Below are 18,576 nucleotides of genomic sequence, written 5' to 3' on the forward strand. Positions count from 1 at the left end.
CCTACTAAGAGTCGAGCTAGCTTACCACATAGCTTCATGATAGACTTCATCTTTTTAAGCTTTTTCACCTGAACATTGTAGTGGTGTAAGGCTTTAAATTCTTGGTTACTCATGACCATGCACATCGTAATTAAATAGAGAAAGTGACGTAGCCGTGGACGGCCTCGTTTACTGAGCTTCAGTTGTCCCTTCCATTTGCCCGAGCTTGCTTCGGTTATATTAAGTCCTGCATGACGGAGTAGAGCGTTCCCGTGCGCATAACCCCGAAGATCTCCAGACTCTCCTAAAACACCAGCTAGAGCAATTGCACTTATACCAGTAATGGCAAGGATTTTGCCTGAGTAGGGGATACGTTCAACAACGTCTTTGGCTTCTTTTTCGATCCTCTGCAATTGTTTAGTGGCTAAGTCATGCTCCTCTAAGAGCTGCTCTAGATGGAGCTTGTAAGCATGTGTTGCCTGCCTAGATCCAACCGTTTTCTTGGCTAGATCGATGAGTAGATGAGCTCTACGCACACCTGAATGCCGCTTCATGGATTTCTGCCATCCTTTAATGACATCGTCAGGACTTAGTTTACATAGCTCGGCTGGGAGCGGAAATAGCCGAAGGGTTAACAGTGCACCTTTGCAAGTTAAGATCTTAAAGACTTGTCTCAGTTCAGGAAAGACAATGTCGACCCAGCGGTGGATCTGGTTAACGGCACTTACGAGTCTTTTAACGACCGTTTCTCGGTTAGCCATGAGAATCCGCAGTTCTTCGTACTCAGACGAGTGGAAACGGACAGGGGAGTAGTAGCCGTTTTTCACCATGTCGGCAATAACTAAAGCATCTTTCTTGTCGCTTTTAGAACGTGTATTGTCGCGGTTTTCTTTATTCTTTTTGACCAGGTGAGGATTAACGAGCACGGCTTCAATGTTTTTATTTTTAAGCCAACCAGCAAGGCTGAACCAGTAATGGCCAGTCGGTTCCATACCAACGATAACGTAGGATAGCTTATATGATGCTAACAAGTCGCGAATCCAACGGTCGAGGGATTTGAAACCTTCTTCGTCATTACTGAACTCTAAAGGATTCCCGAGAGCGACACCACGGAAGTTAACCGCTCTGGCAACATGAGTCTCTTGAGCAATGTCTACACCAACAACAATATGATTAACGGTAATGTTTTCAATGAGTTGATTTTGCTTTTCTTGTGATTTAAACTTCATAGTAGAGCGTCCTCCTGGATGATGGAATTAAAGGGCTTTTGACCCGTTGCGTACTTCCATCGTACCGAGGCGCTCGTTTTTTTACAAAGCTGAAATTTATCCATCTACAGGAATCTAACGAAGGACGTTGAAGCTGCCAGTACGACGGACGGCTTTATTACGTTAACGGGCAATTTAGAGGGATTTTCCAATAAACCTAAGATTCAAAGAAATCGAAGGAGGGATCTGTTTGGAGTACCACGTTCCTAAACATTGTATTTCGGTTGCAGGTATAGTCACCAATGAGAGTGGTGAGGTTTTGTTGCTTAGAACACATTGGCGTTCGGATACCTGGGAAATGCCAGGTGGAAATGTTGAATTAGGAGAACCCCTCGACGAAGCAATTTGCAGAGAGTTCCAGGAGGAGACTGGCATCGTTATTAAGCCAATTGGAATAACTGGTGTTTATATGAATACAACGAAACAAGTGCTGACTGTATGTTTCAGAGCTCAATATATTAGTGGGGAAATAAAAATACAAGAGGACGAAATAGTAGAAGCTAGGTACATAAAAATCGATGAAACGAATATTGGGGAATACATAACAAGGCCGCAGCAAAGATCAAGATTACTAGATGCAATGAACGCCAAATACCTTGTACCCTTTGAAGCCTGGGAAGTAAACCCCAGTTATACATTGTTACATAGATTGGAAGGGGATATGAACAATAAATGATGATTAAACCGATCCCTAAAAGTATACAAGTAACTGTTGATCGTGAAGAGCTTCAACTTCCTTATACCCTTCAAGAATCAATAAATACCTATTGGGACTCATTAACAAAAGAGAAACCATACCTTACTCGAGGCGAAATATATTCAATAAGTCATACGATTCAGTTTGAAGAGGAAATGAAAATAACTTTGCAAAAAACTGATTATGCTCATTTTTTATACTCTAAGCAATTGAGTATCAATCATAAATACAAGTGCCGTGGTGTGGTTGCGAATGGTGTTATCCTCACAAAGGATGGATTTTTTGTGATTGGAGAGATGAATACACATACCTCCACTCCGGGTAGGTTGCAGTTTGTCGCGGGAGGCATTGAGAAAAGTGATATTCAGGGGAACGTTGTTAATATGTTTGAGAACTTGTCGAGGGAAACACAAGAAGAATTGGGTATTGATTTGACCAACTCTAATGTGGTTTCTAGGGTAACGTCTAAATATATTGTGCATTGGCAATCGATAGCGTTGGTTTACCTTATTGAGTTATCCATAGATTCCTATGAGCTAAAATTGCATTATGATAGCTTCGAGAGCAGACTCCATAGTAAAAGCATCATCCCAGAATTTTCATCCATTGTCTTTGTGCACGCAAGGCGGATATCCGAGTTCATAAAAAACGACCAAAGAAGTAAACTCGATTTTTTGCCCAAAGTTCTTGAACAGTTAAGTGAGGAATTGATTCAATAAGATGGAAGAATGTATAGCTTATGGGAACGTTCGTTCATTGCGCTAACGGCGAACTATAGTTCTATAAGACATCGCGGCAGCCGGTCAAGACGATCAGCTTAGTTTACTGATCGATAGGAGGGGATGAGTTTAGTGGATAGCACATCGATTCTTTTAGAGTTTCTCTTAAAGTAATACATATCCGAAAAGATATCGACATTGCAAGTAATTGAACAACTGTCAGACGAAGATATTTTATGGACGCCCACCCTTGATAGTAACAGCATTGCCAATTTAGTGGCACACATTTGGGGAACAGTACATCAACGAATTGAAACTGCATTCTTTAATGTTCCAGACTCAAGAGACAGAGATAAGGAATTTGATCGTGGTCTCCAGCTGTCGAAAGCTCAAGCTTTGGAGCTGATTTCGAAATCTTTTGACCGCATCATTATGGTGCTGGAAAAAATAAGAGCTAAACCTGAACTTTTACTTGAACAACCTTATTTGAGCTTATCTCCACTGACGAATAGCGGAGTTGATAACCAAGCTACTGCCCTCGAAATGCTTCTGCATCAATTTAGACATTTGCCGGGTCACACAGCACAAATCACTTACATCGCCAAAATGAGGAAGGGACATTTACAGTGGTAATATGCCTTAAATGATCATTTTTCGAAGATCGATCATTGCGCTAACTGGGAACGTTAGTTAAAGAATAGGGAGTAGATCGCCGCGATAGGCACCTGCTCCCTGTTCGTTGAACTAAGAGTAAAAGTGCAATTTATAGTTGAAAAGGTTGGTGAGATAATTGAATATTAATTTAGGTCAACGTGAATATTTAATGGAAATCCTCAACTATGAGTATATCATACCTGAAGAATTTCATATATGCGTGAAAGATGCGATTAAGAAATATGCAACAAAAAATTATACTGAGGAATCTATTGACTCAATTTTAAAAAAGGCACAAAGCATGGCGGCGAGCATTGGTGCAATTCGGCATAACAATTTAAGCCTATTCAGAGGTAAATTTGCGGAATGGTTGGCATGCATTGAATATAATGCTTTAAAAAATAAAGGAAATGTTTTAATGACAATTGTTAACCCTGATCCAACTTCAAAGGCAGATTTATTACATATCATTAAAAAAGGTGATAGATATGAGGCTATCCCTGGACCTGACATTAAATGTGGGGGAAGTACTTATGTTTTAGATCAATGGAAGAAGATAGTTAATAGTAGATATGACATTCCGATGGTGGATATGGATGGGGTTCTTACAACTGAAGAAGGTTTGAAAATGCTTACAAAAAAGCAGAAAAATGAATTTGAACAACTCAAACAAATGCATCCTAGGAAAAAGCCAATTAAATCTGAGTGGAACAAGCAAGACATTAATAGACTAATGATGGATTATTTGAAATATATATGCGATGGTATTACACCGGTTGATTCAGATGAAAATCCGTTTGTTGCAGATAAAGAAAATAGGGAAAGAATAAAAGATAAATTACTTAATTTACCTGAAAATGCAGTTCTACAGAGTGATTGGGGTGAATTCAGTAAAAAAGCTTTTGAATTGCCAAACATTCCAGAGAATCGTCTAAATTCAATGACTTTGGCAAAATTAGAACAGAAAAAAAGAAATAAAGAGACTCAAGAAAGAGTAAGGGCTTCAACTGAGAATAAGAAAAATTCAAATGGAGTTAATACCTCTAGTAAGCCAAAACAAAATGGGGTTATGAGAAGGATCGCTAATCTCCTTAGTTATGAAACACCAAAGGAAATGTTTGTTGATGTTGCAAAGACAGCTGTTTTATTGGGTCTCGCAATAGGTGTCGATGCACTTGATAGGGCACTTGGTAGTGGTTCAGATTCAAATAGAATCTCAGCTGACAGGAATGATAATGTAATAAACTACAAAGATACAAACGATGTGAAAAACAATAATATAGAAAGTTCACGAACTATTAATTCAACCCATGCTTCTCCTAATGAACATATAGTAAAAGGACATGGACAACGTTACAACACTAAGGAAGGGCCGATTTGGAGAGAGAAAGCACCATTTACACGTGGCAAAAAGGATTAAAGCATGTAAGCATAACTGGTATGTTCTTGCTAATCGTTCTTTGAGATCCCTCATCACGAGGGAAAGAGATCCAAGCAATATTCCCAAAGATATTTGGTTAAGGGATCTCATTGTCAATTATGGAGAACTCATTAGTAAGACGTTTACAGGAGATTCTTGGACGGTGCCAGTTAAAGTCACTGGGTTCATCGAAGGCACGTGGGATACATACGCAGATGTACGTTTTCTAGTCGAGGATGCACCTTGGCATTTACTCGTAAGTGGATATTGCTTTAGATTATGGGCTGGAAAAGAGATAGCGACTGTAAAGATACTTTGAATATCAGATCGGCTGCCGTTGTCCGTTGAACGGGCAGAATAACGCAACATTCCAACGATTAGAAACGTATAAATGATTATTGAATTTAGCCGAACTCACCTGATAGGGGGGATGATTATCAAGAAAAGAAACATTATTTTAGTGGTGACCCTTTTATTATTTTTTGTAATGTTTTTAACGAAACCATCGGATGATGATTATCATAACTATCTATACACCGCTCATGGGGTTTGCGTTAGCTTTCATGACCAATGTGTTCATACGGACCCGATCTCTGAACATATTCGCTCTCTCCCTTTCTATATGACTGCTGAAACCAGTATATCTGGAGGTAAGGAAATACGAGTCTTAGGTATTTTTAATCACTTTTTTGTATTAAAACCCGATTAAGCTATCGAAAGAACATTAGTTAAATGACAACAGCGGCAGTCTAAGACTTTATTTTTCAAGTCTTGGTCCGCCGCTGCTTCTTTTAATTGATCAGTCTAAAACTTATTTTCTAAAAGCTGACGATTCTTCTATCTAATACTCGCGGTAATTCAACGATTCTAGTCTAACACTTTATTTTCAATAGCTTATTTTTCTAAATTTAGGAAGGTTATATTCTATTCTCCGCGCTCAATAGCCCCGATGTATGTATAGTGAAACCCTGATACTTCGGCTAATTTAGCATTTCGGGATTCAACTAACGAGGAACGTTAGTTGAATATAGCATACGACGGCAGCCAGCATACAATCGGCTGCGTTCTCATTCATGCAACGGGCAGCAGATAACGAGGAATTGTAAAGAAGAATTAATATACAAATGATCTTCGCCGTCGCGGCAAAGAGATGCTTCAAGCCTGCTCCTCCCTTCGAAAGAACCTAAATGGTCATGAATTTATCTTATATTAAAATAATTATTATTTAATATAAGATCTAATATTGACTTTCGAGTAGACGAGTGTTACCATTTTAAACGAATAGGATAGATATTTAGAGGAGGAATTATACCCATGGCAGAGCGTTTAGTTGGTAAACAAGCTCCAGATTTCACAATGGAGACAGCAACAGGTGACGGTAAAGGATTTGGCAAAGTTTCTTTGTCCGACTACAAAGGAAAATGGCTAGTTCTTTTCTTCTACCCGCTTGACTTTACATTCGTATGCCCGACTGAAATTACAGCACTTAGCGAAGCAGCTGGCCAATTCACTGAATTGGACACTGAAATTCTAGGTGTTTCCATCGATAGCATTCACACGCACAAAGCATGGATCAACACGCCAAAAGATAGCAATGGCCTTGGCCAGCTGGCATTCCCGCTTGCAGCTGACATTACAAAATCCGTTGCACGCGACTACGGCGTTCTGATCGAAGAAGAAGGTATCGCGCTGCGCGGTCTGTTCATCATCGATCCAGAAGGCGAATTGAAATACGAAGTTGTGAACCACAACGACGTTGGCCGCAGCGTAGAAGAAACACTTCGTGTGCTTCAAGCGCTTCAATCCGGCGGATTGTGCCCAATGAACTGGAAACCAGGCGACAAAAACCTGGTGGTTTAATCTAAATTAGGGTTGTAAAGAGACCCCTTGGCTGCGTGAGCTGCGGCGAAGGGGTCTTTTTTTGGGTTGTTCCGTTCAGGAAAGGAGGAAACAAAGTGATGATAGATAACGAATCAGAAAACAATCACGATGAGGGATTATACTGGATTCGAGACGAAGGTACGCATGCGGTGGTCGGGTTGACGGAAGCGGCGCTGGAGCGGTGGGGGATGATTCTGTTCATCGAGCTCCCGGAAGTCGGCGCAGAATTAAAGGAAGGCGCGTACATGGGGCTGGTGGAAACCGCCGAAAGCGAATGGGATTTAATCGCCCCCATCAGCGGCAAGGTGACGTCCATCAATTTGCTTTTGGAGCGTTCGACCGAGCTGCTGTACGCATCCCCAACTGTGAAAGGATGGCTGCTTCACCTGGAAAAGGCTTAATCCGAGCCGCCGCCGCTGTCTCCTCCGGAATCTCCGGATCCACCGCCGCTATCGGAATCCCCGCCGCTTCCGCTGTCTCCGCCATGATCGCTATGATGGCTATGATGGCTATGGTGTGAGCTACCGCTATGATGGTGGTGACGGTGATGGTGATCATTATCGTCAAATGTATTGTAGAAGTAAGTATCGCTAGAATCCCCGCCATGTTTCCGACTATGGTTGGATTTACTCCGGTGGGTATTCACAGTTTTCTTATTCCGCCGTCTGCGAGAGACAGCAAGATAGATGAGATAAAGAATGATGGCGCACAGAATGTAAAAATTCAAGTTCCCCAAGCGTGTTCCCCCTGTTTTTGACTAACGAAAGAGGACAAGAACCCTCTTGTCCTCACTGCACAATGTTATTTCCCTGCAAGCTGTTTGTATTTGTTCAAATATTTGACCACCGTGAGCACGTAAGTAGCGTGCGACCACGTCAGCGGTGCGACGGAGACAGGATCTCCGCTAAACGGATCAAGCTGCTCGGAGAGCACGCCGCTTTCCATCGCATATTTTACGACCCACTCGAGCGTCTGCCGCGGCGTTGCCAAATCCTCAAGCGACTTGGCCGACTCGATCTCCCATTCCGCGATCCAGAGCGTACAGATGATCCACGGGTTGCCGGGCACTTTCTCAATGTCGGTAGAACGCTGAAAATAATAATCATGGTGATAACGGGCGGAGCCGCCGATGTCAGTCTTCACGATCAGACCGGCTTTGTTGGCCCGCATCGTGCTGGCAACGCGCTCATCGTCCGCCGGTAATACGCCGAATTCGAAAATCCCATAGACGGAGCTCTCCAGCGTCATATCCTTGACCCATTCTCCGTCCTCCATGTACAGGCCGCGAACGAAGCGCTGCTCATTCTCGTCCCAGAGGTGTTTGAGAATGCCGGCTTTGATCTTTTCCGCGGTGTGCTTATAGCGGTTGCTTCGCTCTTCATCCCCGAACAGATTGCTGAAGTTCGACGCGGCGATCAGCCCGCCGTACACCGCTGAAGCCGTGAACGTGTAGATGCCGTAGCGCTCTTCCCATAGATCGTAGCTGGGTTTCGGCAAATTAAGCTCCTGGTCGATGTAGGTCGACATGAAGCGAGCCGCGCGGCGGATCAAGTTGCGGTAGAGCGATTGGGCGAATTCGAGGCTTCCGTTTTTCTGAAAATCTTGCCAAAGCGCGAACAGCACGAGCGCCGTCTCGTCCTCTTGAATCGGCAGCTGGACGCGTCCCGAATGGATGTAAGGATGCCAGGAGGAACCGACGGTTCCGTCCGGGTTGTATTTGTGATGCAGATAGCCTTCCGGCGAGAGCACGTTCGCGCAGAAGTTGAAGAACGGGATGATCATCCCTTGGTAGCCGGCCATCGACATCGCGTAGGCGATCAGCGCGCCGTCCCGCGGCCACATATAGCTGTAGTGGTCCCGGTTGCTCTGCATGATGTCGGAGTCGTTCGCGGCGATAATGGCGCCGTTCGCATCCGTTTGCGTTCGGACAATCAGCAGACTCTGCTTAAACAGGCGCTGAACCGAAGGGTTCAAATCGTAGTAGTCGCGTTCGATTTTGTTCGCCCAGCGCTGCCAGTACACCGTGACCCGATCCAGCAGCTTGCCCGGATGGCTGTCTTTGACGTAGGCGTCGAGTTTTTTGACTTCCTCGAGGTTTTTGCCGGCGCCCATCCAGTAGTAGAGCGTCTGATTGGCGTTTGGCGGCACGAACAGCCGAAATGAAATCGTACTGTCGACTGAGCCTTGTGCGATGGCGTTGCCCATCAGATGGCCGTCTTCCGCGTCGCGCCACGTGCCTTCGGCATTGTAAAACCGTTTGACACCCGTCGAGAACTGGTAGATGCCTTCTGTGCCCGTGCTGCCGTTGAACATGAAGTAGCGGTCTTTTTTATAATGAAATACCGTATTGTTCGCGGGATAGTAGGCGGCTGTATCTCCAACCTCGGTCTCGTTAATGAGCAGATCCTGGTTGAAAAACATGCGTACCTCGCGGACGGTGCTTTTGTGATTTGTAATCTGGATGCGCTTGAGGTAGATGTCCTCGCGTTGATGGACGGCGTCATTCATCAGCAGGGTAATTCCCAGCCCGGGATGCGTAGCCGTAACTTCCGTGACCAAAGAATCTTCGACGTAGGCAAGCTTGAATTGCCATTCAGGAGCGTTGAGCCAGGCGAAGTCGCCGTCCACCCAAATGCCGACACGGCACTGATAGCCGCCGATGTGGTTGAGCTGGCCGACGAAAGGATAGTACAGATCTCGCATGTAGGAATGCTGATCAAGATTAATAAGAAATTGTCCGTTTCCGATGACCAGATGTCTTGGCAAAACAATCACTTCCCCACTTGTTTGTTTGATCGCGCGATCTAACCGTCCGATGAAAATCGTTTGAAAAAAGCGCTAGTCCTGCAACTAGGTTACCTAATTATGACAAAGGAATCAATGATTCTTTGAAAAAATTCTGAAAATTATTACTGGCTGCGCTTACATCTGGGAAGGGCAGTAAAATTTCAATAATTTTCCTGTTTGGACGCTGGCTGCGAGGTCGGTTTGCGCATAATGCCGGTATAGACGTCCAGGGTCAAGCTGCCGTTTTTCTTCCAGGTGAAGAGCTCGGCTGCCGCCTTTTTCGCTCGTTCGGCCAGCTCGCGGCGCTGCTCGGGATGCTGCCAAAGATGGAGAATGGCTGCCGCCAGCTTGTCGGCATCTCCCGGCGGGCTGAGATAGCCCGTGACGCCATGCCGGACGATTTCAGCAAGACCTCCCGTGTCCGACACGAGGAGGGGCGCTCCGCTTGCCATAGCTTCCAGCGCAACAAGGCCGAACGGCTCGTAAAGGCTGGGAAAAATACAGAGCGAAGCCGATTGCAGAAGCCGAAGCTTATCTTCACCATCAATAAAACCGGTGAACACGACATGCTCGCTCAGCGGGGCAGCCCGGCCTTCCAGCGCATCGCGCTCAGGGCCTGTGCCGGCGATGACAAGCCGGGCTTCCGGCAAGGCGGCAAGCACCTGCTCGAAGGCCGTCAGGAGCACATGAACGCCTTTCTCATAGACAAGGCGTCCGAGAAAAACAAGCAGCGGAAAAGGCGCCTCTGCTTGCTGGTCAAGCACGGCGGCTAATTGAGGCAGAACGGTGTGAGCGAGAGCGGTATCGACTGGGCCAGGCGTTGGCGCGCCGTTTGGAATGACGTGAACAGGGATACTGTCCAAAGGGAACAACTCCCGTACTTCGCGTGCCATATAGTGCGAGCAGACGATCACGGCGTCTGCGGACGACGCGAGCCTGCCTTCCAGCTCGTGAATCCGGTGCTGCACGGGAGAGGCAAGCGTCCCGCGGTTGCGGCCATGCTCCGTGGCATGCAGGGTGACGGCAAGCGGGAGCCGAAGCTCCTGGCTGCATGCCTGCGCCGCATAGCCGACGAGCCAGTCGTGGGCATGCAGGACATCGAAGCGCAGCCCTTGATCGGCAAGTGCAAGCGCTTTGTCCGTAAACGGCAGGTTAACGTGAAACACGCGATCGAGAAAAGGCAGCTCCTCGCCACCCGGCAAAGCCGTGACACGATGAATATGCACGCCGTCCGAGAAGCTGTACGCTTCGGTGTCCGGCGTCAAGCAGGTGATCACATGAATTGAATGCCCCATCCGGGCTAATTGTTTGGCAAGCTCGCAGACGGCTCTCGCGAGTCCGCCGATCACGTGCGGCGGGTATTCCCAGGCCAGCATCAGGACGCTGAGGGCGGAGGGATCACCGCCGGGCGGATCGGCGAAGCGTGTGCTCGATGGAAGAACCGTGTCCTCGCTGCTGGATGGTTCCTCCTCGAACGATGAGTGGAGGAGGGCGAGCGCATCCAGCTCAGGCAATAACGGCGTCTGCCGCTCTAAGCGCTCGACCAGCTTGCGCAGCGGCTGCTCTGCGGAAGCTGAGTGTTCCAACCGTTCGAGCAGTTGGCCGAGGTTGGCCAGATGGTCATGCAGACGCTGCTCGGCATAAGAAGTGACGGTGCCCGCATCTAGAATGAACGTCCAGTCGCTGCTCTGCGCGAGCAGCAGCTCCCGCAGCGCTTGGCTGAGCGCGCGCTGCTGCAGCGCGTCAGGCTGCGTCAAGCGCCGCGCCGCCTGCAGCAGGCGATCCTCCGCGGCATGCAGCCGCGGCGTGACCCACTGGCTGCGCGGCTGCAGCCAGACTTCGGCGTAGCCGCCGCGCCCCCAGCTCGACACCGGAAGCTCCGCTTCGGTGGTTGGAGGGTGCGCAGCGGCGTAGCGGCTTAACGTAGTCGTGTGCACGACTACGCTGTCGGCAGGCTGCGCTGCGAAGCCGCGCAGCACCGCCTCAAGCCACTGGAGGCCTTCGTGCCACCAGTGGCCGAACAGCTCGGCATCGTAGGGACATACGATGACCGGCGGCGCATCCGCCGCCTGCTCCGCAAGGCGGCGCAGCTGTTCCACCCGCGAGGCCACAAAATGCTCAGCATGCTGCTGAGCTTTCTGGGCCGCCCGGGCCGGGTGGTAGATCGCTTTGGCGTCACCTTCCCCGGTGACGCGGTAGTACTTGAAGCCCGTCGGGATGCGTGCGCCGTCCGGCAGCACATAGGGCTTCAAGTACGCCCACTCGGCCGCGTCGGTCAGGCCGAGGTCATACCCGATATCGCGATGGTATTCGCGATAGTCGGGGTCGCCCGGGTAGCCGCTTTCGGCGCTCCAGACCTGCGCGCCGGCTTCCGCATCCCGGGCAAAGCTGGTGGCGCCGCTTGGCGTCCGCAGCGGCCGGCCCTTCAGCGGCGCGCCCTGCGGGCCGCGCGCCAGCGCATGCGCATGGCCTTCGACGACGAAGTAACGAAGGCCCAGCTCCGCGAGCAGCGGCTCCGCCTCCGGGGTGTAGCCGCACTCGGGCAGCCAGATGCCGGCAGGCCCGCGGCCAAAATGCCGCTTGAACTCCTGCACCGCGGCTTCCAATTGCGCGCGGAGAAAGGTTTTATTTTTAACCAAAGGCAAAAAAGCATGCGTAGCCCCGCAGGTAATCAATTCCAGCTGCCCGGTCTGGCTGAGGCTGCGAAATGCGCCGATCAAGTCGCCTTGCAGACGGTTGAACAGCTGCAGAAGCTGATGGTAGCGGTTCGTGTACAGCTTGGCGAGCGGGGCAAGCTCCTCCTGGCCCCATAAGCGGATAACCTCGCGCCCTCCGAGCTCGCAGAGCTGGGATAGATGCTTGCGCACGCGGGATTTTAATTTAGGATCTCCAAGCAGTGCAAGCAGGGTCGGCGACAGCGACATTGTGAGCCGAAACGGCACGTTATCCTGCACGAGCCGCTCCAGCATCGCGATCAAGGGTAGATACGTATCGGTGACCGCCTCGAAGAACCAGCGTTCCTCCAAGGTAACGTCTCGCTTGTCGTGGCGGATATAAGGCATGTGAGCGTGTAAAAGCACAGCGACATAACCATGAGCGTCTGAATGCATGGGCTCGCCTCCGGTTGATCAAATCTGCTGAGGAACTGTCGGGTAATAAACGGAATAAGCTGAAAAAAACGCCGATGCCAGGGGCTTGCCCTGAACAAGGGAAAGCGGCTGCGGCTGATAAAGCAAGGGGAGCTGCTCGGCCCTTTCCGCGTCGCCGGTCAGGCGGCCATCTTCCGGGATCTGAATTTTGTTCGAGCGCAGAAGCGGCAGAAACTGCCCCTCCGTGTTGTAGAGACCGAGGTCGGCCACGACGCAGGCTCCGGCATGGAAGCCCGTCAGGAAACAGCTTTCTCCGCTTGGCAGCGGCAGTTCGAGCCAATTAGTCTCTTCAGCCTCTTCCATGCAGAAACGCAAGGTCGGTGCCAGCTCGCGCCAAGGCTTGTCAAAATGAGCCTCGATCAGGCGCTCTTTCACGGCGGATAGCTGCCAGTACGCGAACAGGACATGGGGGGTCTGCAGAAGGAGGCGGAGTGTATTCGGTTGCAAGGAATGAGCGCATGCAGACGTAAGAATGGGGTTCACCTTTTCCAAATTTCTTAGGGTAGAAGCGTTCAGAAATACAGAATCTGACTTATCTTCGATTGTAGCATATGCGCCCACAAACCAAAAATCTCCTCCCTTGCAAGAAGGGGGGAGATCACTAGCTGCCCGCAACTACGTGGAAGGATGCTGGACGTGTTTGAATCGGCTTTCCGTTAACCGCATAAGCGAATCATACCGATTGACGGAACGGCATATCAATTGATATTCATCTTGCTTCACATCGGTGTAAGAGGCTTTGAATCCGGTATGATATTGGACTATCATAGAGGATGATTGATCGTCGTACTGCACAAAAGCGATTTGTCTGGAAACACTCGGAATCATATTCACGCCGCTCTCCCCTTCTCCATCAATATTCGGTAAACACGTCACGGAACGTTCTTTACTATCCTTATGCGTTCAAGCGCGCTTTTAGAATGAGGGGACCGCGCAGAGATTGAGGTGGGTTCGGGCCAAAATATGGAGAAGCTGCCAGAGAAAATCAGCGCGAGCTTTAAAGGAATTTGCAGGCCGCAAGGCGAATATACTCAGTTAATCCGGATTGCGCAAAGGGCCGGTCGTTCGTCTTAGGGCGACTGCTCGCCCAGGCAACCAAGGGAGGGAATGCCATGAGCTTTTGCTGTGGAGCCAGCATGATTGGAACGAAAGGGACCTTGAAGCATATTCGCACACAAATTCATAATGTACCGATTCTCTTCTGTCCGGTCTGTCATCGCATTGAAGTTCATTATCTCATTGAAAATGAATATGACATCCTTGCGGATTACGCGCATGGCGACGGCGCAGCCGAAGTGGATTTTATGGATTATGTCGACGGCAAGGACCATCTGCTGCATGATAACTGCGTCAACCACGAAGGTGAGGAGCCGATCGAGATTGTGCGCTGCCAGATTGATATGGCGCTTGATTTGCTTGGCGTGGCCAAGTCGCTGCACGATCAGGAGTGGGAGGAGCAGCTGATGAAACGGCTTAAGATGCTCAGCATTCGTCGCGACAAGCTGAAAAATAAAAAAACTTCGAAAAATAGTTAGCTGAAAGATTTCAAATAAAAAACATGCATCATCCGAAATGGGTATCCATCCGGAGGGCGCATGTTTTTTTGGCTGAAGCCTTTATTCCAATTCCTTCAGCAAGTTCGCGAAATCTTTCTGCAAATCACGGCTGAGCGGTACTTTGACCATTGTATAATTCAAGTGAATCAGAAACCGACGGGAGGTTGGAAACCCTCCCTCCTTGCTGTAGGAAGCGACATGCTTCAGGTTGACGAGAAAGCCTTTGAACGGGCTGAACAGATGAGAAGTGCTTTGAGCTAGAATATCGGATAAATTGGTACTGGACTCGATTTGCTCGCCGTTAATGAGATGGATGCGCGTCAACCGTTTGTTTTCTTTTTCTATAAAAAGGATGGAATCCTCGGAAATCGGCAAATGCGATTTTTGGTTCTTGACGGTAATCCACGTGACCGTATGTTTCACAGGAGGCTCTGTCATCCGCGAGCGCTCCAGTTGAATCTCGGCAATGGCTTTATCGATGGCAGCTTTGAATTTCGGCATCGCGACAGGCTTGGACAAGAAATAGACGGAATCCAGCTCGTGGAACGCCGTCAAAATATGCTCCAAATTGGTCGTTCCGCTTACCATAATGACTTTCTGCTTATAGCCGGCCAAGCGCAGGGTTTTGACGACAGTCAGACCGTCCAGGTCGCCTTCAAGGCCGATATCCATCAGGATGATGTCTGGCAGATGGATGCCAAATTGCTTTAGAAACTGCTCACCGTCCGCGCTCACACTGATGACGTCCAGGCCGCATTGCTGGCAATAGCTTTGCAATAATTCGCCAATCCAATAGTTGTCTTCCACAATGGCCACGGTGAAACGGTGCCTCATTCGGTAATCGCGCTCCTATCCTTTCCCTCTTTGAACTGTCGTCTGTGACAACTTGAGCCAAGAAACTGCCAACTTGCTCCACGTTGAAGGCAAAACAGCCATTTTCCTGTATAGTTTTCGTATAGTGCAAGATAGAAACGAGGGGAAATGTAAGTGTTAACTTGGATCCATGTACTACTCGTAAGTATAGATTTCGGCATGATGATCTTATGTTCCTTGGTGCTGTTCCGGCAGAAAATCAGACCGTTCTGGAAAGAAATTGCGGTTGGGGTTATGATCGGCGCCGCGCTTATGATGTTTCATAGGACACAATTCATATATATCGGTGTGACCACCTTACTGCTATGGAGAATCTGGAAATATCATATTGTTCCCGCGCTGCTGATAGCGGTTTCGGGCTATATGCTCTCGGTCATCATCTCAACGCTGATCTTTGCCTTCATTGACGGTATGCCATCGGTAAATTTTGGGGAAATCAAGGGGACTTCTCCGACGTTTCTCTTGACGATGCTGCTTGTGCTGATGACGAAATGGATTGTGATCAGAACCTTTATCCGCAAGCGGCTGGGCTTCACGTTCCTGTGCTCCTTTTCCAGGATACCGCCGATTCCGCAAAATGCAGGAACATATCTGCTTATTTTTGTCGTCCTTGCAGGCATTCTGCTTCGCCCGGTTTTTACCTACAGCGTGTTTAGCGTGTTCATGCCGGTGCCGATCCTGGCGTTGTCTGCGGCCATTTTCATTTATGTTGCGTTTGGCAAAGAGCTTGGCCTCATGGATGAAAAATGATCGATGTCCGAATCCGACTCGAGCACAATGCCGTTATGACGGGAGATATAATCTATAAACAGGTGATGATATTTTCGTTGGGCTACGGCCGCAACTAGCAAGTACGGTTCATCTTGATATAAGTCAAAATAAAGTTTGCCCTCAATCGGGGCATACTTTTTTATTTTGTGCAGATTTACGAAAAGATGTGCGTCAACTTTGACAAATTGGCGCTCGGTAAGCGTCTCAATAAAATTGGTTAAGGCGATCAACGAATCGACATACTCTTCTTTCCTGCCTTCTGGGGAAACGAAGCGAACGGACTGTACGCCGAACTCCACGTACCACACATCATCCAATGGCGTATCCAGCAGCGCGCGGACAGGAACGGCATCTTCCAGATAGCCGGCCCGTTTCAGTAAGTCGGTATAAGGAAACTGATAAGCGGCAGCGAGCTTGCGCAGCGTTTCCGGGGAGGGTTTGATCGAATCGTTGGTGCTCCGGTTGCGCCCAAGTTCCAAATCCCGAATATAAGCATGAGAAAGGCCGCTTTTCAGCGCGGCTTTGCGCAAGGAGGCTTTGCCTCGCAGTGATTCAAGGAATTTGCCAAATTGATTGTTTGCGTCCAAACAGACACCTCCTTTACTATAATTGTAAGGGATTCTTCATCAAATTGATATCGTACCCAAGGATTTATTTGCCATTAGGTGCTCATTTAGGGTTCTATGGTATAATGTCGCTGTAAATTAATTGTTTTTTTTACGAAACTGACCCCCCTAATTAGATGCCTTCGGGACGAAACTACTATACTGTGAGGTGGAACGGTGCTGCTGGTACTATTCAACAAGTTTCTTGGGAAGAAAGGATCCCGAGAAAAAAATGAGCCCCTTGCCTCTTCCCTTGAGGTAACTATACATCAAATCCAGTCTGGAGACCTGCGACTTCGGAATCAATTTATCAGCGATTATCAGCCTTACGTCGCCAAAGTCACGAGCCGTTTCTGTAAAAGATTCATCGATCCGGCAAGGGACGACGAATTCAGCATTGCGCTTGCGGCGTTTAACGAGGCGATCAATCAGTACTCGTCCGTCATGGGCAGATCTTTTCTAGGATTTGCCGAAACGGTGATCAGGCGGCGCTTGATTGATTTCTTGCGCAAAGAGCAACGGTTTAAAGGACAAATTCCTTACAGCTCTTTCGATCAGGAGGACGAAGAAGATCATGTGATGAATCCGATTGAGGTTCATCAGGCGATCGAGGCCTACGAGAAGCAGAAAGGCATGGAAGAAAGGCGCAGCGAGATTGTGGATTTCAATCGTTGCCTCGGCGATTTCGGCATTGCCTTTTCCGATTTGACCGACGCTTCTCCGAAGCATGACGATTCCCGGCAAATGCTGTTTGGCATCGGCCGCACGCTGGCGCAGGACCCTGAGCTGATGCGGATTCTGCTGACGAAGCGGCAACTGCCGATTAAAGAGCTGCTTGAGCAGGTACAGGTATCCAGAAAAACACTTGAGCGAAATCGCAAATATCTGATCGCTATTGCACTTATTTTTAACGGACCGTATCCGTATTTACGAGATTACTTACATATTCGCGATGAGGAAGCTTGAGAAAGGAAGAACGAGCATGAACAAGGGAATTGTAATGGAACTTGGCGAGCATTCCATTATCGTGATGAACCCGCAGGGGCGCTTCGATAAGATTCCAAGAGGAACGAGAAGCTGTGAGGTCGGCGAAGAAATTATTTATACGCCTGCAAAAAGGCGGCTCCGCATCCCGCAAACGGCAATCGTGTCGGGAATGGTCGCAGCTATTGTCGTCTGCTTTGTCCTTGTGTCGACATTGACCGGCGGTGTCGCATCCGGCACGGTGGCGGCTTATGTGACGATCGATATCAATCCGAGCGTCGAAATCGGGATTGATAAGAACGAAGTGGTTGTGGATCTGCACGGTTTGAACAGCGATGGGGATCAGTTGATTCAGGGCGTTACGTATAAGGGCAAGTCGCTTACGATCGTCACATCCGACATTCTCGACAAGGCGGAGCAAGGCGCGCTCGGAAAAGGGGAAGGCGACATCGTCATTTCCTCGACAGTTGTGAACGAGAAAGCGAAGGTAAGCGATGAGGAAATTGCCACGAAGCTCAAAGCTCAGGTCGCCAAACATATCGAAACGAGCCATCCCGATCAAGTGAGCAATTACGAAGTTACCGCCTTTGCCGCTCCGCAGGCCATTCGAGAGCAAGCGCAGGCCAGCGGAGTTTCGGCTGGGAAGTATGCGATCTATTTGAACGCGGTGGACAGCGGGGTCGACGTCTCGCTCGACGATTTGAAATCGACGTCGATTCATCAGTTGGCGAAAGAGAACAGCGGAATTGCCAGCATCGTCAAGCCGGAGAAGCCGATCGATAAATCTTCCTTGCAGCGCTTGCTGGACGATGAGAAATCAGGCAAGTTAAGCGAGAAAATGCGCGAGACCCAAGAAAAGCGTGTGGCGACAGGCAGCACGCCAGGAAAGAATGACAGCCAGAACGGCAAAGGCAATGGCGGCAATGCACAAGGCAAAGCAAGCGTAAAGCCCCTGCCGACACTTGGGAACAAATGGAACGAGCCGACGTTTGGGAAAGGTCGCGAAGGCGACAGCCGCAACAATCGCGGCAACGACAATGACCGCAACAACAACGGCAATAGCAGCAAGGACAACGGTAAGGATAACGGCAAAGACAACAACAACCGTGGCGGCAATGTCGGCGACGACCGGAACGATAATCGTTTCGGCAGTGCAGGCAATGACGACCGGGGCGGCAGGGGACGCGCGGAGGAGACGAAGAAGCCTTCGTCGACGAAGGCGCCGACGCCTAC

The 18,576-nt window shown here is 48.8% G+C and carries 18 protein-coding genes; 10 read left to right on the forward strand and 8 right to left on the reverse strand.

Translation table 11 applies throughout. From position 1 onward, the window contains the following. Positions 1 to 1,208: IS110 family RNA-guided transposase (locus EJQ19_RS11395; RefSeq protein WP_126141348.1), on the reverse strand; the 1,208-nt coding region annotated here is incomplete at its 3' end. 229 nt (positions 1,209 to 1,437) lie between these two features. On the opposite strand from EJQ19_RS11395, the gene EJQ19_RS11400 reads away from it, so the two are divergent. The 6 genes from EJQ19_RS11400 (at position 1,438) to EJQ19_RS11430 (ending at position 7,019) form a co-directional block, all read left to right on the forward strand. Continuing rightward, positions 1,438 to 1,923 (forward strand): NUDIX hydrolase, encoded by a 486-nt coding sequence (locus tag EJQ19_RS11400; RefSeq protein WP_126141349.1) that lies wholly within the window; start codon positions 1,438 to 1,440, stop codon positions 1,921 to 1,923. Beyond that, entirely contained in the window at positions 1,920 to 2,663 is a 744-nt protein-coding gene (locus tag EJQ19_RS11405) for an NUDIX hydrolase (RefSeq protein WP_126141350.1), read from the forward strand. Before EJQ19_RS11400 ends, EJQ19_RS11405 begins: the two co-directional genes overlap by 4 nt. A 198-nt stretch (positions 2,664 to 2,861) precedes the next feature. Continuing rightward, positions 2,862 to 3,296, forward strand: a complete 435-nt coding sequence (locus tag EJQ19_RS11410) for a DUF1572 family protein (RefSeq protein ID WP_164716472.1) — start codon at positions 2,862 to 2,864, stop codon at positions 3,294 to 3,296. 157 nt (positions 3,297 to 3,453) lie between these two features. After that, positions 3,454 to 4,737: a hypothetical protein gene (locus EJQ19_RS11415; protein ID WP_126141352.1), complete on the forward strand. Its 1,284-nt coding sequence runs from the start codon at positions 3,454 to 3,456 to the stop codon at positions 4,735 to 4,737. 1,314 nt (positions 4,738 to 6,051) lie between these two features. After that, on the forward strand, positions 6,052 to 6,597 hold the full coding sequence (locus EJQ19_RS11425) for a peroxiredoxin (protein ID WP_126141353.1): 546 nt from the start codon (positions 6,052 to 6,054) through the stop codon (positions 6,595 to 6,597). 98 nt (positions 6,598 to 6,695) lie between these two features. Further along, the gene (locus EJQ19_RS11430; protein ID WP_126141354.1) at positions 6,696 to 7,019 is read left to right on the forward strand and encodes a glycine cleavage system H family protein; all 324 of its coding nucleotides are present in this window, start codon (positions 6,696 to 6,698) and stop codon (positions 7,017 to 7,019) included. Here EJQ19_RS11430 and EJQ19_RS11435 read toward each other — a convergent pair. The 5 genes from EJQ19_RS11435 to EJQ19_RS11455 all read right to left on the reverse strand — a co-directional run bounded on the left by EJQ19_RS11435 (position 7,016) and on the right by EJQ19_RS11455 (position 13,382). Next, positions 7,016 to 7,354, reverse strand: coding sequence for a hypothetical protein (locus tag EJQ19_RS11435; RefSeq protein WP_126141355.1), 339 nt, complete (start codon positions 7,352 to 7,354; stop codon positions 7,016 to 7,018). The two genes, EJQ19_RS11430 and EJQ19_RS11435, sit on opposite strands and share 4 nt — an antisense overlap. Before the next feature lie 65 nt (positions 7,355 to 7,419). Continuing rightward, the gene (locus EJQ19_RS11440) at positions 7,420 to 9,384 is read right to left on the reverse strand and encodes a glycoside hydrolase family 15 protein (protein WP_126141356.1); all 1,965 of its coding nucleotides are present in this window, start codon (positions 9,382 to 9,384) and stop codon (positions 7,420 to 7,422) included. Between the two features lie 182 nt (positions 9,385 to 9,566). After that, positions 9,567 to 12,515, reverse strand: coding sequence for a 1,4-alpha-glucan branching protein domain-containing protein (locus tag EJQ19_RS11445; protein ID WP_126141357.1), 2,949 nt, complete (start codon positions 12,513 to 12,515; stop codon positions 9,567 to 9,569). Positions 12,516 to 12,533: 18 nt separating this feature from the next. Next, positions 12,534 to 13,115, reverse strand: coding sequence for a DUF4912 domain-containing protein (locus tag EJQ19_RS11450; RefSeq protein WP_164716474.1), 582 nt, complete (start codon positions 13,113 to 13,115; stop codon positions 12,534 to 12,536). Positions 13,116 to 13,169: 54 nt separating this feature from the next. Continuing rightward, entirely contained in the window at positions 13,170 to 13,382 is a 213-nt protein-coding gene (locus EJQ19_RS11455) for a KTSC domain-containing protein (RefSeq protein ID WP_241242852.1), read from the reverse strand. 284 nt (positions 13,383 to 13,666) lie between these two features. Here EJQ19_RS11455 and EJQ19_RS11460 point away from each other — a divergent pair, with 284 nt between their 5' ends. Further along, positions 13,667 to 14,089, forward strand: coding sequence for a hypothetical protein (locus EJQ19_RS11460; RefSeq protein ID WP_126141360.1), 423 nt, complete (start codon positions 13,667 to 13,669; stop codon positions 14,087 to 14,089). A gap of 81 nt (positions 14,090 to 14,170) precedes the next feature. Here EJQ19_RS11460 and EJQ19_RS11465 read toward each other — a convergent pair whose 3' ends face one another. Then, positions 14,171 to 14,944, reverse strand: a complete 774-nt coding sequence (locus EJQ19_RS11465; protein WP_126141361.1) for a LytR/AlgR family response regulator transcription factor — start codon at positions 14,942 to 14,944, stop codon at positions 14,171 to 14,173. A 153-nt stretch (positions 14,945 to 15,097) separates the two neighbouring features. Here EJQ19_RS11465 and EJQ19_RS11470 point away from each other — a divergent pair, with 153 nt between their 5' ends. Further along, positions 15,098 to 15,733: a hypothetical protein gene (locus tag EJQ19_RS11470; protein WP_126141362.1), complete on the forward strand. Its 636-nt coding sequence runs from the start codon at positions 15,098 to 15,100 to the stop codon at positions 15,731 to 15,733. On the opposite strand, the gene EJQ19_RS11475 is transcribed toward EJQ19_RS11470, so the two are convergent. Beyond that, a complete protein-coding gene (locus EJQ19_RS11475) occupies positions 15,688 to 16,341 on the reverse strand; it encodes a helix-turn-helix domain-containing protein (protein WP_164716476.1) in 654 nt (217 codons plus the stop codon). The genes EJQ19_RS11470 and EJQ19_RS11475 overlap by 46 nt on opposite strands. A 195-nt stretch (positions 16,342 to 16,536) precedes the next feature. Here EJQ19_RS11475 and sigI point away from each other — a divergent pair, with 195 nt between their 5' ends. Both sigI and EJQ19_RS11485 read left to right on the forward strand, forming a co-directional pair. Then, the gene (gene sigI, locus EJQ19_RS11480) at positions 16,537 to 17,325 is read left to right on the forward strand and encodes an RNA polymerase sigma factor SigI (protein WP_126141364.1); all 789 of its coding nucleotides are present in this window, start codon (positions 16,537 to 16,539) and stop codon (positions 17,323 to 17,325) included. Between the two features lie 16 nt (positions 17,326 to 17,341). Then, on the forward strand, positions 17,342 to 18,576 hold a 1,235-nt coding region (locus EJQ19_RS11485), incomplete at its 3' end, for an anti-sigma factor domain-containing protein (RefSeq protein WP_164716478.1).

The organism is Paenibacillus whitsoniae (genome assembly GCF_003955665.1).
GTDB lineage: Bacteria > Bacillota > Bacilli > Paenibacillales > NBRC-103111 > Paenibacillus_E > Paenibacillus_E whitsoniae.

Bases quoted from the DNA above. Each gene is read 5' to 3' on its own strand.
- EJQ19_RS11405 (WP_126141350.1), top strand. From the start codon at position 1,920: ATGATGATTAAACCGATCCCTAAAAGTATACAAGTAACTGTTGATCGT.
- EJQ19_RS11425 (WP_126141353.1), top strand. From the start codon at position 6,052: ATGGCAGAGCGTTTAGTTGGTAAACAAGCTCCAGATTTCACAATGGAG.
- EJQ19_RS11430 (WP_126141354.1), top strand. From the start codon at position 6,696: ATGATAGATAACGAATCAGAAAACAATCACGATGAGGGATTATACTGG.
- EJQ19_RS11445 (WP_126141357.1), bottom strand. From the start codon at position 12,515: ATGCATTCAGACGCTCATGGTTATGTCGCTGTGCTTTTACACGCTCAC.
- EJQ19_RS11455 (WP_241242852.1), bottom strand. From the start codon at position 13,382: ATGATTCCGAGTGTTTCCAGACAAATCGCTTTTGTGCAGTACGACGAT.
- EJQ19_RS11460 (WP_126141360.1), top strand. From the start codon at position 13,667: ATGAGCTTTTGCTGTGGAGCCAGCATGATTGGAACGAAAGGGACCTTG.
- EJQ19_RS11465 (WP_126141361.1), bottom strand. From the start codon at position 14,944: ATGAGGCACCGTTTCACCGTGGCCATTGTGGAAGACAACTATTGGATT.